We start from the raw sequence: 15,724 nt of genomic DNA, 5'->3' as shown, positions 1-15,724 counted from the left end.
CCCCCGAAAAAAGAAAAAACCGCTGCGGCAGCAAGGACAATTCCGATCGAGGCGCATCGTGTCGTAAAAAAGCCAAGGTGAACGATCTGGAGCTTCATTTGCTGTGCAACGGCTTAGTGCGGGTTGCGTGAATCAACCGGACAATCGTTTTTCTTTACGGTATTCGCCCGGAGGAATGCCGCACCATTGCTTGAACACGCGATTGAAATTTTGAACGCTGGCGTAGCCGATTTTATCCGAGATATCTTTAATCGGCATATCGGAGTGCTCCAGCCATTCCCGCGCTTTGTTCATGCGCAGCTCGAGCACGAATTCGCTGAAGTTGACGCCCGATTCGTCCTTGAACAGCTTGCTCAAGTAAGAGACGGACAATTGAAAACGGTCGGCCGCCTTCTGCAGTGTCATGTCCTCGTCCAAATGCTGCCGGACGTAGCTCATCACTTCGCGGATCGTCTTCGTCTGCTTGGAGACCGCCTCCAGTTCAAGGTGCGCCTTGACGGCCGGGAAAAGCTCGCCGGCGAGCCAACGCTCGAGCTCCGGCAGCGATCGCAGTTGATGCAGCTTCCGGTAAAAATCGATGCCCGTCGCCTGACGGATGTCGCAGCCCGTCTGCTGGAGCATGTAATCGAGCTCGCCCAGCATATAGGAGAACAGCCCCATCGCCGTCTCCGGCTTCATGTTGGTCTGGCGCAGCTCGGCGACGAGTAGGCTCAGCAGCTCCCGGGAATCGTCCATATTGCCGTTGAAGACGTGATGCACGATCCGCTTCTGCGTCTCGCCCGTTTCCCGGCTAAGCCGCATGAGCCCTTCATCCGCCTCGTCGGCCGCAATCGTCATATCTTCGCCCACGATGAACCGGTGGTTGAGCAGCGCGGCCGCTTCCTCGTACCCTTTGCCGATTTCGGTAAAAGCGCGGAGCGGACTGCCGATCGCGACGCTGATCGCGAACCGGAAATAGTTGCGTACGTGCCGCCTCGCCTCGTCCGCGCGCTGCCGCAGCAGCGCCTTCGCTTCAACTCCGTCGGAGTCCATCCCGACCAGCAGCACGACTTGTCCGGTTTTCGGCGTGAATACGGCGATGAACGGAACGCCGTGAAACGTTTCCTCCATCATTTTAAGCAGCGCATAATGGATGAGAGCACGATCCTTCTCCCTGTACGTCTGATGGAAAGCGGCGATATCGTCGGCTTCCGCCACGCATACGAATACGAAATCGCCCTTCAGCCTGATGCCCGCATGCTCGGCGGCGATCGCAAGCTCTCGCTCGGACATTTCGCCGCGGAGCAGCTGCTGGAATATGCCTTGCCGCAAGTAGGGGAACTGCTCGTTCAGCCGGTCGTTAAGCTGACGGTTCGCATCCGCGAGCTCCTCCACGTAATCGCCGAGCATGGCGAGCCCGTCGCCTCTGCTCCGCTCTTGACGCTGCCGCGGCATAAGCTTCTCGGTCAACCGCTGAATCGGAACATACATGCGGCTCGTGCCTAAAGCCGCAACGACTGCCCACAGCAGCGCCTGAACGGCAACGACGATCCATGTCGTCAGCTGGATGCGATGCGACTGGGCTGTCAGCGCCTTCATCGGGGTAATCGCGATATACGTCCAGTCGTTCGCGGGCGATTTTTCCGTCTGCACTTTATAGCTCTCGCCTTCGATCGTCACTTGTCCGGACCGCTCTCCGGAACTGCCGGCCTTGGCCGGACGGATGACCGTATCGAGCGGTTTGCCCATCTCGCTGCGGTTCGAGCTGATGACAATACGATTTTGTTCGTCCGCTACCATTACCCGCGTCCGGTAGCCGTTCTCCATTGATCCTACGAACTGCAAAATATGTTCGGGACTGACGTGCAGAACGAGCACCCCGTCGGTATAAGCCGACTGGATCGGTACGGGTCTGAACAGCAGCAGTTCGGGCTGATCGTCGAACGAATTGGCCGGAACGATGATCGCCTCGTTCTCCCGGGGCTTCATTTTGTCGAGAATGGTCAACAGCCTTTTCTCCGCGAGCTGCTGGGCGGAATATTCGTTCGAATAAGTGAAATTGTTGAACTTCTTGTAGACGATGGAGACATTGAACAGGACGGGCGACGTGCTGCGTATTCGCCGGATCGTCTCGTTCATTTCCAGCGAGGCCGACAAATTTTCGATTCCGGGACCTTCTCGCACCGATTTTTCTACGGAAAGGTTGGTGGCGATATAGATGGAGTTCGTGTGGATGCTTTTCGTAAACTGGTTAAGCTGTACCTGCATCTGATTCAGCATGTATTGGTGGTTTTGGTCGACCTCCCGCTGAATGCTGCGGGAGGCGAAGTACGAGGAAAGCAGTCCGACGGTCAGTACCGGGAAGATGCTCAAGACGAGCGAATATACAAGCAGCTTCCGCCGAAACGACAGCTTCGCAAACCGCCTGATCCGCCTGTTCTTCATGGCGCTTCATCCTCCCCCGTTCATGATGGAATGGCATCACAATATCAAAACGATAGTGGCCGACGGAGCAATGTCGGCTTCCGACCGTTTGCCTGTTGCCGGATCGACAACGGCTAGCCCGGAAATTCCGCTGCCGGCATTTTCCGTTATATAGATTCGGTCATTCATTACTGAAATAGTTAAATCGAAAGCGCCTCCTCCGGTAGGGAGCTCGAGAATGCAGCGGCTGGCGACATAGCCTGCGTACCCGGGCTCGAACGATCCGGAACGCGTCAATTCGCCGTACGACCAACGCTGTGTTCCTTCGAACAGCTGGATTGTCCGCCCCGCAGCGGCGTGGGTTGCCTGGAAGCCCGCACGTCTGCCGCTTAAGTTAGCCACAATGAGATAGCCGTCCGTCTCCGCGCATATGCATTCGTCTGCGTCTCCCGACAGCAGCCGTGTCCTGCTTGCAGCTTCGGCCGTTTGTTCGGCCGACGCATTGGGCAGCGTCAGCATCGCGAATACGGGAAGCTCTTCGGCACCGGCGAAATGTCTCGCGGCTCTGGCATTCAAAGTGAGCACGTCTTCGACGCCTTTCCATTTCGGATATTCGTGCTGGTTCAAGTAGGTGACGCCCTCGGACCCGAACAGTACATAACCGATCTCGCCGTTTATGTTGACGTATGGCAGCGGTCCGAACGAATCCAGTGCATTCGGCTGCTTCCCGTAAAATCCTTCATACGCGGCGGCCGCACCAGGGGCCGTCAGCGCCTTCGTTCCGTCGGCGTATCCTTGCAGGTCGGCATACCGTTCGTTGCGAATCCCGATCATCCCGGTTCGCAGCGATTTCACGGTACAAGGGGCGTTGACGCGGATTCGCTCGGCATAGAAGCTTCTCCCGTCTGGCAGCGAGACGAACCCGACCCGGTGCGCAAGCTTCGCCTCTTTGCCCCGCAGGATGAGAGCCGTCGCTCCGAAGCCGTCTTCCAGACGCGTAATGCGATGCTCCTCGCAATGAACACTCTTCGTCTCGTTGTAGACAATGCCGGGCGGCTCGTCTTCGAACTGCACATCGCCGGTATGGCTCGCATACATTGGCGTCACGCTCCACATCGATTTGGCCGGAAGCGTAATGGCCATCACATGGCTTCGCCAACTGAACGAGGAGAACGCCTGATCCGTTTTGTGGACGATCGTGCCCCCGTACGGATAATAATGGACGCCGTTCGTGCAACTGCTCCAATCGCCGTCCGCGGACGGCTCCGCTCCTTCGCCTCCGAACGAGTGGAGCAGGTAAGCGATCAGCAAGCTGTGCGCCGAGCCGAACTCCATATCTTTCGCGGTCTGGTAGCTTTCCGCGACGATGATGCATTCTTCCCCGTTCTCTTCGAGCAAGCAGCCTTTGCTGTTGCTGTTCTGCAGCCGCTCCACGAAGTTAAGCGCCTCGCGCTCCAATCTGGCGGCATCCCCGTCACCGTGAAGGACGCTCATATAGGCATGGCATTGCAGCGAAGCGTGCTGCAAATTGTACCACCAGTCCTGACCTTGCACCGGAATCGGAATTCCGTCTACTCCGCTCCAAGGCTTAATCGTCTTCTCATACATCGGCGTGTTGTTCCGAGTCAGTTCGGACGGGATGTCCCGGCCAGCCATCAGCTCGAGCAGCGCATAGAGACCGCGGAGCGAAATCCCCGCCATCATATAGGAAGGATGTACGAAAGCGTGATTCTCCGCCGTATAATCAGGATGAAACGTCACGGTGAATGCGCCGGGGATGCGACGGACACGATCGCTCGGCAAGGTGACGGAGTTGAGCGACCATCGCAAAGCCGCTTCCCTCCACTGCTCCCGGCGGGGATGATCGTTCATCAGCGCTGCGGCTGTACCGATACCGGCTGCGGTCCAGCCATTCTCCTCGCACTGGGTGTCGACATAGACGCCATTGCGCGGCTCTTCTCCGCTCCACCGGTCGGCGTAATATTCCAGCACGTTATGAACGAGCGCCTTCGTCTCTTCGTCCAGCTCGTCGGCGAGCAGCCAAGCCGCGCAGCCGAGCGCGTGCACGACCGTACCGGTTTGACTCGCCCGGAAGAAGCCGTCGCCGTGTCCACCCCACTTTTTCCCGCTACAATAAGGATTGCGGCTGACGACCCGCACGCACTCTTCGGGCCCCGTATCATGCGTAAAGCACAAGTAGCGGATGGCGCGTATAGCCTTGTCCTTGACCGATTGGCGGCTTTGTCCCGCGACGGTCTCGTCGAATGGTCCCATCGTACCGACCGCGGCGAACACGACTGCCGAGTAAGCGGTTTCAATACCGTACCAGTAGGCTCCGCCGAAAAAATGGCCGCAATTCGGACGTTCCGTCCATTCCGCAAATTGACTGTCCGCATAGCGTACCCATTTCAGCATGATCCGATACAACCTCTGGGTAAGCTCATTTTCGACCGCAGAGCCGGAGCGAAGCCGCGTCCACGCCGCCTGTGCACGGATGCCGTTACCATTCGCCGTCATCATCATCATCCCTCTTCTCCACGATACAACTTGTACTGTACTTGTATTATACCGTTTAAGAAGCGGGACGTACAGTTTCATTCCCCCGGACAAAAAAAGAAACGGTCAGACTTGATACAGTCTGACCATGAATATGGCTAGGGAGTCGTCTTTTCGCAGAGCGGTTTGCCTCTAGACGAGCCGGACGACGCCTTCTCCCCAAGTTTCGGAGCCGAACTGCAGCACGAACCGGTCTCCATCCGCTACCTGACCTACGCCTGCGGGAGTTCCGGTGAATATAGCGTCGCCAAGTCCAAGGCCGAAATGTTCCGCGCAAAAGTCGACGATCGTCTGCAAATTGAAAATCATATCGTTCGCGTTGCCCCGCTGCGCCTCCGAACCGTTTTTCAACAAGACGAATTCCTTGGAGCCGAGCGCTTCCGTTCCGCCAAACGGACGGAATGCCGTAATCGGGGCGGAATGGCGGAAGCCTTTGGCCGCAAGCCACGGGTACCCTTTCTTCTTCAGCTCGCTCTGTACGTCGCGAAGCGTGAAATCGATGCCGAGGGCGACGCCGTCCACCAGCTCGTCGACGCGAATTCCTTTCTCGTAAGGACGGCCGATCCGGATGACGATCTCCATCTCGTAATGCACCTCTCCGCGGCTGCCCGGCAGGCGAATCTCTCCGCCGTCCAAAGCGATAAGCGAATGGGTCGGCTTCGAGAACAGCATCGGCTGCTCGGGAACCGCATTGCCCAGCTCGGCCGCATGCAAGCCGTAGTTTCTACCTACGCAGTAAATGTTGCGGATATCGTTAAAACTGGTCATGGCACGTTCTCCCGTCGGTTTGGTTTAAATGGCGGTTCATTTCTTGTTCTGTATCCGTACAGTCCCGTCCTGGCCGACTTCCGCTTGGAACGAAATGCCGGTCAATCGGTCGAACAGCTTGGTGGCCGCGTCCCCCGTCATCGGCTCCGGATTGGCCAGCTTGGTCAACACCGGCACCGTCTTCAGCGCACATCCGCCTTCCTTCGAGCAAGTCGCCTGCAAAATAACACTTTCCCAAGTAAGCGGATTTTCATTCATCGTAAATATAAAATTGCCCAAGCTGTAAGCGATCCATTTTCCTTTGTAATTCTCGAACCCTTGCAGCACGTGAGGATGTCCGCCGACGATCAGGTCGGCTCCGGCATCGATGTATTGGCGGGCGAAATCTTTCTGATACTTCTCCGGCTGATCCTGCCTCTCGACGCCCCAATGCGCGACCACAATGACAAGGTCGGCCTGCTTCTTGGCGTTCTGGATCGCCTCCAGCGGCAGCTTCAAAGCGTATGTATCGGCTACGCCGGGGCGGTCTTTGCCGGCTTTCCAGTCCTGCGTCGGCACCACCTTGCTAAGACCCAGGAAGGCGATCTTGATCCCTTTCTTCTCGACGATGACCGGCTTGAACGCCTCGGCGACGTTGCGGCCCGCGCCGAACCAGCGGATGCCTGTCTTGTCGAGATGATCGAACGTATCGAGCAAGCCTGCCGTACCGTAATCGAGGATGTGGTTGTTGGCCAGGTTGACGAGATCGAAGCCCGCTTCCTTGAACGCCGGCAATGCTTTCGGATTGGAACGGTAGGCGTATTCCTTGACGGCGGCCGTCCCTCTCTCCGTGATCGGCGTCTCCAGATTGGCGATTGTCAAATCGGCCGATTCCAAGTACGAGCGGACTTGTCTGTAAGGGTAGTCGTAGCCGTTCGCTTTCAGTGCGACATCCACATTGTCCGCGAAAATGACGTCTCCCACGAACGCTAGCGAGACGCGATTCGGGTCGTCCGTTTCTTTGGAACCTTCCGGTACCGGCGCCGGAGGCGTGACGGAAGGGGTTTTGCCCGGATCATCCGTCTTACCGCCTCCGGCCGTCCCCGTGTCCCCGGCAGTCCCGGCATTTCCGGCCGTCCCCGCGTTCCCGTTCGCCGCACCCGCATTGGCGGTTCCTTGCTTCGGCGCATCCGTGCCGCTCGGATTGTCCGCCCCCGGTCCGCTCTTGCCGTCAGGCTCCCTATCCTTGCCGCCCGCCGTTTCCGTTCGGGTCCCGGAGCCGCTCTTGCCGCCGTCCGTCGGAGCTTGCCCTTGTCCGGCCTGCGGCTTCGGGTTCGGGTCGCTTGGGGCCGCATCTTTGCTGCCCGTACCGTTGTTATACGAAAGCCACAATATGAACGCCAACGCGAAAAATGCCACGATAAACGCCGAAGACACCCACCGTCGTTTATATTTCCGTTTCGAGAGGCTTCGCTTGCGCTGGTATTTTTCCTTACGCGATGAATGCTCCATTTAGACTCCTTTGCACAGTGGACTTTGAACCTATTATAGCAGAAAAAAGAAGCATCCGGCTCCTCTTTTGCAGAGGACGGATGCATCCTAAACGGATCGGCGATTCGCGCTTATACTCTATTTGCATCTTCCGGAACGGTTGTTTCGCGGACCGGGTGATGCATCGGATCGGCGCGGATGGCTCCGGTTGTCGCCGGGCTTTGCGGCTTTATTGAACTTGCCGGTTCTGGCGGTATCCGCCCGTTTTCCCGGTTTCGAGCTGTACCATTCATCGGATTTCGCCGCTCCTGTTCGTCTTGCCGGCTTGGCTGCAGCTTGGCGATTGCTCCGGGTTTCGTCAAATTCGACCTTCCCTTTCCTGCTGCCACGCCCCGCTGACGGTGTGGATTCGGAATCTTTGCCAAACCTGCCGGCCGGCTTAGACTGCTCACGCACGTTCGGCGAGCCGTCTCCGTGCCTCCGCTCCTTCGAACTTGCCGAAGTTCGGGAACTGCCGGTCCTTGTGTTCGCATGTTCAGCATCGGCATTTACATGACCCGGATTTCCCGGTTCACTTCGGCGGGCGCCGCCTTTGGAAGTCATACCGCTAATACTAGCGCGATCGGAAGCGCTTCTGCCCTGCCAACGCTTGCCGGCCCGTTCTTTGTCCGCGCCCGCTTTGGACGGCGTTCTCGCATCGGTGGATCGCCGCTCGTCGCTCGCGCGGCTTCCTTGCACCTGTTTCCGCTCCAGCACGGAGCCGATCGCGCGTTCGATCTCTTTCAGCTCTCCCGCATCCTTCGGGGCGGCCAACGTGATGGCGATTCCTTGCTGCCCCGCCCTGCCCGTACGGCCGATGCGGTGAATATAGCTTTCCGGGTCCTGCGGAATGTCGTAATTGTACACATGCGTCACGCCGTCGACATCCAGCCCCCGTGCGGCTACGTCGGTCGCCACCAGCAGCTGCACCCGGGCTTCGCGGAATCGTTTCATGACCGCTTCCCGCTTCGCCTGCGTCAAATCGCCGTGCAATTCGTCGACGTTAAGCCGTTCCGCCGCGAGCGATTCCGTCAGTTTTTTGGCGCGTATTTTCGTTCGGCAGAAAATGACGGCCAGAAACGGAGGGTTCTCGTGCAGCAGCTTGAGCAGCGTATCTTTCTTCTGCCGGTCCGTCGTCTCGACGACGTATTGGCGAATTTCGTCCAGCGTAATCCGCTTGCCTTGCACGCGAATATCTTCCGGACCTTTCATATACCGTTCGGACAATACGCGTACCGATTCGGGAAAAGTGGCCGAGAACAGCATCGTTTGACGGTCATCCGGCGTTTGCCGTATAATTTCCTCGACCTCCGGGAGAAAGCCCATGTGCAGCATCTGATCCGCTTCGTCCAGTACGAGCGCCGACAGCCGCGACAGATCGATCGTTCCGCGCCTTATATGATCGAGCAGCCGTCCGGGTGTCGCAATGACGATATCGGGCGAACCTCCCAGCCTGTGGGCTTGAGCGATCACATCTTGCCCGCCGTATACCGCCATCACGGTTGCGCCTGCCGCATCCGCCAGCTTACGGGCTTCCGAAGTGATCTGAATCGCCAGCTCCCGGGTCGGAGTAAGGATCAGCGCGCGGACAAATTCGTTACGCGGAGCGGACTTCTCCGTCAGCGGCAAAAGAAATGCCATCGTTTTGCCGGTGCCGGTCTGCGCTTGCACGATAACGTCGCGCCCCGCCAAGGCGAAAGGGATCGTTCGTTCCTGCACGGGGGTCGGCTCGGTCAAGCCCGCACGCTGCAAAACGCCGCACAGACTGGCACGGATGCCGAGAGACGAGAAAGTTGGGTTCAAAATTGTTACCTCTTTTCCGACGGCCGGATCGCGACCGCATCGATTTGGGAATAATTATAGGCGAAACGGCCGGCGGCGTCCAATCGGGTACAATAGCGCCGCTAACACTTGACAATTTTCGCGCAAACACTTATCTTAAAATTAAGATAAACAACGATTGTAAAGCTCCAGAAAGGAGACCTCCATCATGGAAAAACAGACTAACGACAGCCTGCAGCTGTTCGTCGTACTTTCCAGAGCGAGCCAATGGGTCAACGCGCACGCCGACCGGCATATTCGCCGAATCGGGCTGAACCGGACCGAATTTGGCGTACTCGAGCTCTTGTATCATAAAGGACGCCAGCCGCTGCAGCAAATCGGCGAGAAAATATTGATGACTAGCGGAAACATTACTTACGTAGTCGATAAATTGGTGCAAAAAGAGCTGGTAGTCCGCGTAGGCTGCCCGGAAGACCGGCGGGTATGGTACGCCGAAATTACCGATAAAGGGACGGCTTTTATAGAAGATACGTTTCCGGAGCATACTGCCGTTATCGAGGAGGCGGTTAAAGGACTGTCGCCGGAAGAGCGGCGAGCCGCCTACGAATTGCTGAAGAAGCTTGGCCGCAGCGCCGAGGAAAGCTTCAAGAAATAACATTTCCAGCCGAGGAGGACTTGCGATGAATATTGCCGTATATCCCGCAGCCGAACAAGGAGAGGGCGAATTTGACGGAGGAAGCATAACCGAGCGGAAGCCGATCGGCTTCCCGGGCGAAGGAGGCGCCGTGAAGCGGGTAGGCCCGCTCTTCTACTGGGCATGGGCATTCACCCGGGAAGAAGGCTACATTCCGCCTCACCCGCATCAGGGATTCGAGATCGTGACTTACGTGATCGAAGGAACAGCCGTTCACGGCGATTCGCTTGGAACGAACAGCACGATCGGACCGGGCGGCGCGCAGGTGATGCAGACCGGCTCCGGCGTCCATCACGAGGAGCGGTTCATCGGACCCGACATGGAAGGCTTTCAAATCTGGTTCGAGCCGGATCTGCGCCGATCGAGGCAGCAGCCGCCGACTTACCGTCAGTTCGAGCATGAGCAATTTCCCAGCGAGCAGCGCGACGGGGTAAGCGTCAAATACGTAATCGGCGGCCCTTCTCCTGTCGTTCTTACGACAGACGCATTGATGCTTGATTTGATCTTGTCCCCGGGCGCCGAGTACCGTCAGGAGCTTCCGGCCGGCCGATCGTGGGCCGTCTTGGCGATACGCGGCAGCGGAACGATTCGGCGCGCGGATCATTCGGCAGGGCCGGTACCGATCACTCACCAGGACTTTGCAGTCATCGATGCCGCTGCCGGCGAAGAGATCTTGCTGAGGGCTGCGGAAGACGAAGCTGTTCGACTCATCGTCATCGAAGTGCCGACGCAGGTAGACTATCCTTTGTACAACAAGCGGTAAGCCGACAATTGGATCGATAGAGGAAAAAAGCGACTCTATTCGGGCGAAAGCCCGGGGCAGAAACAAATAAAGGAAACTTTTGCATCTATTTCGCCTATTTCATGCACGTCGAATGGATTTTGCCAGGAAACGGCCTTAAAGGCCGTTTTTTTCCTTTATTCTTCTGAAGGCATAGAATCCGCCAAAATAAGGACAAAAATTTCCGCAATAAGTTCCAGCCTCAACATCCACTGACGGAAACTGTCAGGCTGAGCCGGTATAATATAGCTATCAAGCAATCCGAACGATAAGAAAGGAGAAATACTGCCATGGAAGCTAACCCAAAGCCGGATTCCACCGTCGAGCGAAGCGACAGTAGACCGGGGCCCGTCCTCGGCACCCGCGCGCTGAACCGTGCCTTGCTGGCGCGTCAGCTGCTGCTGCGCAGAGCTAGCATGTCCGCCTATGACGCGCTCGAACACCTTGCCGGCTTCCAGGCTCAGGCGCCGACCCCGCCCTATATCGGATTGTGGACTCGGCTCGAGAGCTTCCGCCACGAAGAGCTGTCCGACTTGATCGTTAACCGACAGGCGGTACGAATCGCGCTCATGCGCTCGACGATCCACCTCGTAACCGCCCGCGACTGTGTTGGCTTCCGGCCCGTCCTGCAGCCTCTACTTGAGCGAGCCCTGATCGGCTCCTATGGCAAGCGGCTCGCCGGTTTGGACATCGCGGCACTCGCGGCTGCCGGTCGAACGCTTGTCGAGGAACGGCCGCGCACCTTCAGCGAGCTCGGCAGGCTGCTGCAGGAGCAATGGCCGGACCGCGATCCATCCGCGCTCGCCAACGCGGTACGCAATTTCGTGCCGCTCGTCCAAATACCGCCCCGCGGCATATGGGGCTCCTCCGGTCAAGCCGCCCATACGTCGGCCGAAGCTTGGCTGGGAACTCCGCTCTCCTCCGACACCTTGCCGGACGAGATGATCTTGCGATATTTGGCGGCTTTCGGCCCTGCCACCGTCAAAGATATGCAGGTGTGGTCGGGATTGACCCGGCTGAGCGAGGCTGTAGACCGGCTCCGCCCGCAGCTGCGTACATTCATCGATCGGATCGGCAACGAGCTGTTCGATTTGCCTGATGCACCGCTGCCCGACCCGGACGCTCCTGTCCCGGTACGGTTTCTGTCCGAATTTGACAACATGCTGTTATCTCACGACGACCGCACCCGAATCATCGCCGACGAACATCGTCCGCTCGTATTTACCGAGAACGGAATCATCCGGGCAACTATCCTTGTCGATGGATTCGTTAACGGGTTATGGACAATCGAGCGTAAACGCAAAGCCGCCGACTTGATCATCCGCCCTTTCGGGCCGCTGTCCGAGGAAGCTTCCGATGCCTTGCTCGAGGAGGGCGCCAGGCTGCTCGAATTCGCCGCTGCCGATTCCGTTACCCGAGAAATCCGGATGGTATCGCCCGAATGACTTGCGTCGGACTGTCTTCGCTTCGCCGAGACAACCCCTCTTCCAGAACCGCGACCCGCTTGACATGCTCATAAACGTTGCAAATTGGAGCGGTTAGACGTCTATTGTGGTAAAATACCCCTAAATAGAGAAATGCTTCATACCAAAGGGGGGCTTGCCGATGAACCGATTTTTCGACGCCGACAGTCCGAACGTATTTACTGCTTATTCCCTGACCCATATGATCGCATTGGCCGTTTTTGTTGCCGCGGTAGTCCTGCTATACATAAGCCGTCATTGGCTTCGGCAAGGGAGAAGAAGCCGCTACGGCCGTTACGCCTTGGCGGCTTTGTTGATCGCCTCGGAAGTCAGTTTGAACGCTTGGTATGTAGCGGAGAACGTATATGACGTCAAGTACACGCTGCCGCTGGAGCTGTGCAGCCTCTCCCTGTATTTGTCCATAGCGATGTTATTCCTCAGAAGCCGGTTTGTTTTTCAAATCGTCTATTTCGCCGGGATCGGCGGGGCGATTCAGGCGCTGCTGACCCCCGTCCTATACTACGACTTCCCTCATTTTGTATATTTCGAATTTTTCGCCGCCCATATCGCGATCATTTTGTCGCCCCTTTATATGGTATGGATGGAAGGCTTCCGACCGACGCTGAAATCGATCTTCGTCACGCTCGGCTTCCTGAACGTCATGCTCGTTATCGTATTCTTCGTCAACACCGCTACAGGGGGCAACTACATGTTCGTGGCGAGCAAGCCCGAGACGGCTTCGCTGCTCGATTTCCTCGGGCCGTATCCTTGGTATTTGCTTTCGATGGAAGCCGTCGCCTTGGTGATCTTCCTGCTCTTGTATTGGCCGTTCGCCGCTCGGGCCTCCGCCACTAAACGGAAGAGCTCGGGTTAACAGGCTCGGAAGCAAGCTTTCCGCCGACTGCTGGCGGTTATCTGTTTTTCAAGGCGGCGACCCCTGACTCGCTTCCTCCTCTACCCTGCGCAGCATGATCGTGCCCATCGCCATATCGTTAATATCGATGTTCCTTGTAGCGTCGCTCGCTGGCGTTACTCCATTATATAAGCGGCGTACCGTCGTTCAGAATGCTCGCAAGGCGGACCAATTCGGACAAAATAAGATATGGACGGCTTGAGGCGACTCGCCTATAATTTAGTTGATAATAATTCTCATTATCATCAGGAGGGTCAAATCATGTTGAAAAGCATCAAGCTTTCTCTGGGGGCCGCAGCCGTCCTGCTTGTCGCCGTACTGGCGGGTTGTGGCGGAGCGGGCGAAAAAGAGGCTAATTCCGGGGCAGCTCCCGCATCGGGTACCCAAGCTCCCGGCGCCCAAGAGGAAACCCGCACGATCAAGCACGCCAAAGGAGAAACGAAGGTGCCGGCTTTGCCGCAGAAGATCGCGCTCATTAACGATAACGCCTACGAGGACAATATGCTTGCCATGGGCGTGAAGCCTTACGTGGGCTCCACCTTCGCCTGGTCGGACAAAAAGTTTTATCCGCATATCGCCGATGAGCTGCAAGGCGTCCGCGGGATGGACGGGCAAGCGCCCAACCTGGAGCAGCTGTCGGAATGGAAGCCGGATTTGATTATTATAAGCGGGCAGAACGAGAAGTTTTACGAGCAGCTGAGCAAAATCGCCCCGACGGTCAAAGTCGCGTTCAATGCGGATTGGCGCGTCACGCACATGCAGCTGGCCGAAATCGTAGGCAAGACGAAGGAAGCCGAGAAAAATTTGCAGGATTACGACAAGCTGCTGGCCGAAATCAAAAACGATGTCCAAAAAGCGATCGGCACGCAATCGGTAATGGTTACCGTCATCAACGAGAAAACGATCCGGATTCAAGGAAAAACAGGCCATGCTTTGAACGATTTGCTCTATAAAGATCTCGGCTTGACGCCGGCGGCGGGAATCTCGAACGAGAACCGCGCCGAAGTGTCGCTCGAAGGAATGAGTACGTTCAACCCCGACCATATTTTCATGCAGCGCAATCGGTTCAGCACGATCGAGCAGGTCGTGAAGAACATTCAAGACAATCCGGTATGGAAAAATATTAGCGCGGTCAACAATGGCAACGTTTACCAGGTAGACAACTGGCTCGCTATGAGCTGGGGACCGAAGGGGCGGGCGATGATTTTGGATCAGATCAAGAAAGATTTGAAGGCGAAATGACGCCGCAATCCCATAAAGGTCGCGACGCGGCGCTGTATATGCTCGCTTCCGTCCGCAGACGCAGGCGTGCCGGTCCTTACTCGATGCCGCACCGGCAAGTCGCGCTGCCGGCGCTCTGTTTCGTGAAACATGGGGAAGGCAAGCTGCTGCTGGACGGCATCGCATACCGGTTCGATCCGGGCAGCCTGTTCTATTTCATGCCCGGCATGGCCGTACAAGCGGAGCTGGATGCGCCCCAACTCGATTATTATATCGTCCTGCTGGACACGGTCTTCGTCTCGGGACGGAAGGGAGCCGAGCCGCCGGATGCCGCCTCTCTCCGACTGCCGCCGTTTCTGGTGCCCGGAAGACTGCTTACCCGCGAAAGCCGGCAGCTGCTGAAACGGTTCGAAAAGCTGCATGAGGAGAACCGTTCCTTGACGCAAACGCCGTCCGGCCGCTCCCTGCAGCACATCCGGCTTCAGGAGCTGTTGAACTTCATCGTGCAGGAAACCGCGGGACGGGAGCCGGTTAAGGAAACGGGCACCAATATCGAACGGACCGTCAAATATATGAAAGAACAATATCGGACGAAAATCAGTCTGAATACGCTCGCCGACATGGCCGGCTTCACCCCGAGCTCCTATTCGAGAGCTTTTGCCAAAACGGTCGGAATGTCGCCGATCGAGTTTTTGACGGGCCTTCGCGTCGCCGGGGCGAAGCAGCTTCTTTCGCGGCCGGATTGCCGGGTCAAGGACGTGTCGGCAGCCGTAGGCTTCGAGAGCGAATTTTATTTTAGCCGTATATTCAAGCAAACGGTCGGCGTCTCCCCATCCTTGTACATGAAGCGGGACCGGCTCCGCGTCGCCGTCGCCTCTTGCCTCGCTCTGGAGGATAACCTCCTATCCGTCGGCTTCGAGGCAGCGGCGGCGGTCAATTGCTTCCGGTATCCGGGCATGGACGACGAGGAGCACGGCCGGACTATGGCCGCTCATTTGGCGGCGCTTCGGCGGGCCTGTCCCGATCTGATCGTCGCTGACTGCTTCCATGCCGCATTCGAGGCGCAGCTGAAGCAAATCGCTCCCGTCGTCATGTTGAGAAACGATCCCGATTGGCGAGTGAACCATACCCGGATTGCCGAACTCGTCGGTCAGGAGGAAGAAGCGAAACGGACGATCGGCTCAATGGAGCAGCGTGAGCGTCAAGCGCGCCTCTTGCTCGGAAGCACCCTCGGTAAAGCGAGGATCGCCATTATGCAGGTCAACCATAAACTGGCCCGCCTGCAAGGGACGGCCCATCATCCGCTGAACGAGCTGTGCTACAACGGACTGGGCTTGCAGCCCGGAGGCAATATTCCCTCCAGTCATTTCCGGCAGGAGTTCACGCCCGAGTGGCTGCCCGCTCTTGAGGCCGATTATCTTTTCATCCACAAAAACCACATTCGCGCAGGGTGCGACCGCATTTTCCGGGTCATGCAAAGCACGGCTTCGTGGAATTCGATCCAGGCGGTGCGCGACGATAACGTCCATTTCATCCCGAACTGGTTCCGCATGAGCTGGACGCCCCCGGGCCGGCATCGGATCATAGACGAATTGCTTGCGCTTGCGAAGGCGGGCGAGTGAGCTACGGAAAAT

Annotated in this window: 11 protein-coding genes; 6 read left to right on the top strand and 5 right to left on the bottom strand. The window is 57.4% G+C overall.

The features are described from left to right. Window positions 1–132: 132 nt before the first annotated feature. The 5 genes from FE783_RS18345 to FE783_RS18325 all read right to left on the bottom strand — a co-directional run bounded on the left by FE783_RS18345 (window position 133) and on the right by FE783_RS18325 (window position 9,039). A complete protein-coding gene (locus FE783_RS18345; protein ID WP_138880836.1) occupies window positions 133–2,424 on the bottom strand; it encodes a helix-turn-helix domain-containing protein in 2,292 nt (763 codons plus the stop codon). Between the two features lie 36 nt (window positions 2,425–2,460). Beyond that, entirely contained in the window at window positions 2,461–4,929 is a 2,469-nt protein-coding gene (locus FE783_RS18340) for a hypothetical protein (protein ID WP_138880835.1), read from the bottom strand. Window positions 4,930–5,091: 162 nt separating this feature from the next. Continuing rightward, entirely contained in the window at window positions 5,092–5,727 is a 636-nt protein-coding gene (locus tag FE783_RS18335) for a fumarylacetoacetate hydrolase family protein (RefSeq protein ID WP_138880834.1), read from the bottom strand. Window positions 5,728–5,763: 36 nt separating this feature from the next. Continuing rightward, entirely contained in the window at window positions 5,764–7,218 is a 1,455-nt protein-coding gene (locus FE783_RS18330) for a CapA family protein (RefSeq protein WP_138880833.1), read from the bottom strand. A 117-nt stretch (window positions 7,219–7,335) separates the two neighbouring features. Beyond that, complete coding sequence (locus FE783_RS18325; protein WP_138880832.1) at window positions 7,336–9,039, bottom strand: DEAD/DEAH box helicase; 1,704 nt, start codon at window positions 9,037–9,039, stop codon at window positions 7,336–7,338. Window positions 9,040–9,226: 187 nt separating this feature from the next. Here FE783_RS18325 and FE783_RS18320 point away from each other — a divergent pair, with 187 nt between their 5' ends. The 6 genes from FE783_RS18320 (at window position 9,227) to FE783_RS18295 (ending at window position 15,712) form a co-directional block, all read left to right on the top strand. Further along, entirely contained in the window at window positions 9,227–9,673 is a 447-nt protein-coding gene (locus FE783_RS18320) for a MarR family winged helix-turn-helix transcriptional regulator (RefSeq protein WP_138880831.1), read from the top strand. A gap of 25 nt (window positions 9,674–9,698) precedes the next feature. Further along, window positions 9,699–10,475, top strand: a complete 777-nt coding sequence (locus FE783_RS18315) for a pirin family protein (protein WP_138880830.1) — start codon at window positions 9,699–9,701, stop codon at window positions 10,473–10,475. Between the two features lie 308 nt (window positions 10,476–10,783). Then, window positions 10,784–11,938, top strand: coding sequence for a winged helix DNA-binding domain-containing protein (locus FE783_RS18310; RefSeq protein WP_138880829.1), 1,155 nt, complete (start codon window positions 10,784–10,786; stop codon window positions 11,936–11,938). A gap of 160 nt (window positions 11,939–12,098) precedes the next feature. Continuing rightward, window positions 12,099–12,830, top strand: coding sequence for a YwaF family protein (locus FE783_RS18305; protein ID WP_138880828.1), 732 nt, complete (start codon window positions 12,099–12,101; stop codon window positions 12,828–12,830). Between the two features lie 300 nt (window positions 12,831–13,130). Then, window positions 13,131–14,111 carry an ABC transporter substrate-binding protein gene (locus tag FE783_RS18300; protein ID WP_158301897.1) on the top strand — a complete coding sequence of 327 codons (981 nt, stop codon included), beginning with the start codon at window positions 13,131–13,133 and terminating at the stop codon, window positions 14,109–14,111. Further along, on the top strand, window positions 14,108–15,712 hold the full coding sequence (locus FE783_RS18295) for a helix-turn-helix domain-containing protein (RefSeq protein ID WP_138880826.1): 1,605 nt from the start codon (window positions 14,108–14,110) through the stop codon (window positions 15,710–15,712). Before FE783_RS18300 ends, FE783_RS18295 begins: the two co-directional genes overlap by 4 nt. Window positions 15,713–15,724: the final 12 nt, after the last annotated feature.

The organism is Paenibacillus mesophilus, assembly GCF_005938385.1.
In the GTDB taxonomy this organism is placed as follows: Bacteria; Bacillota; Bacilli; order Paenibacillales; family NBRC-103111; genus Paenibacillus_AB; species Paenibacillus_AB mesophilus.
This window is presented reverse-complemented; position numbering and strand designations above follow the sequence as displayed.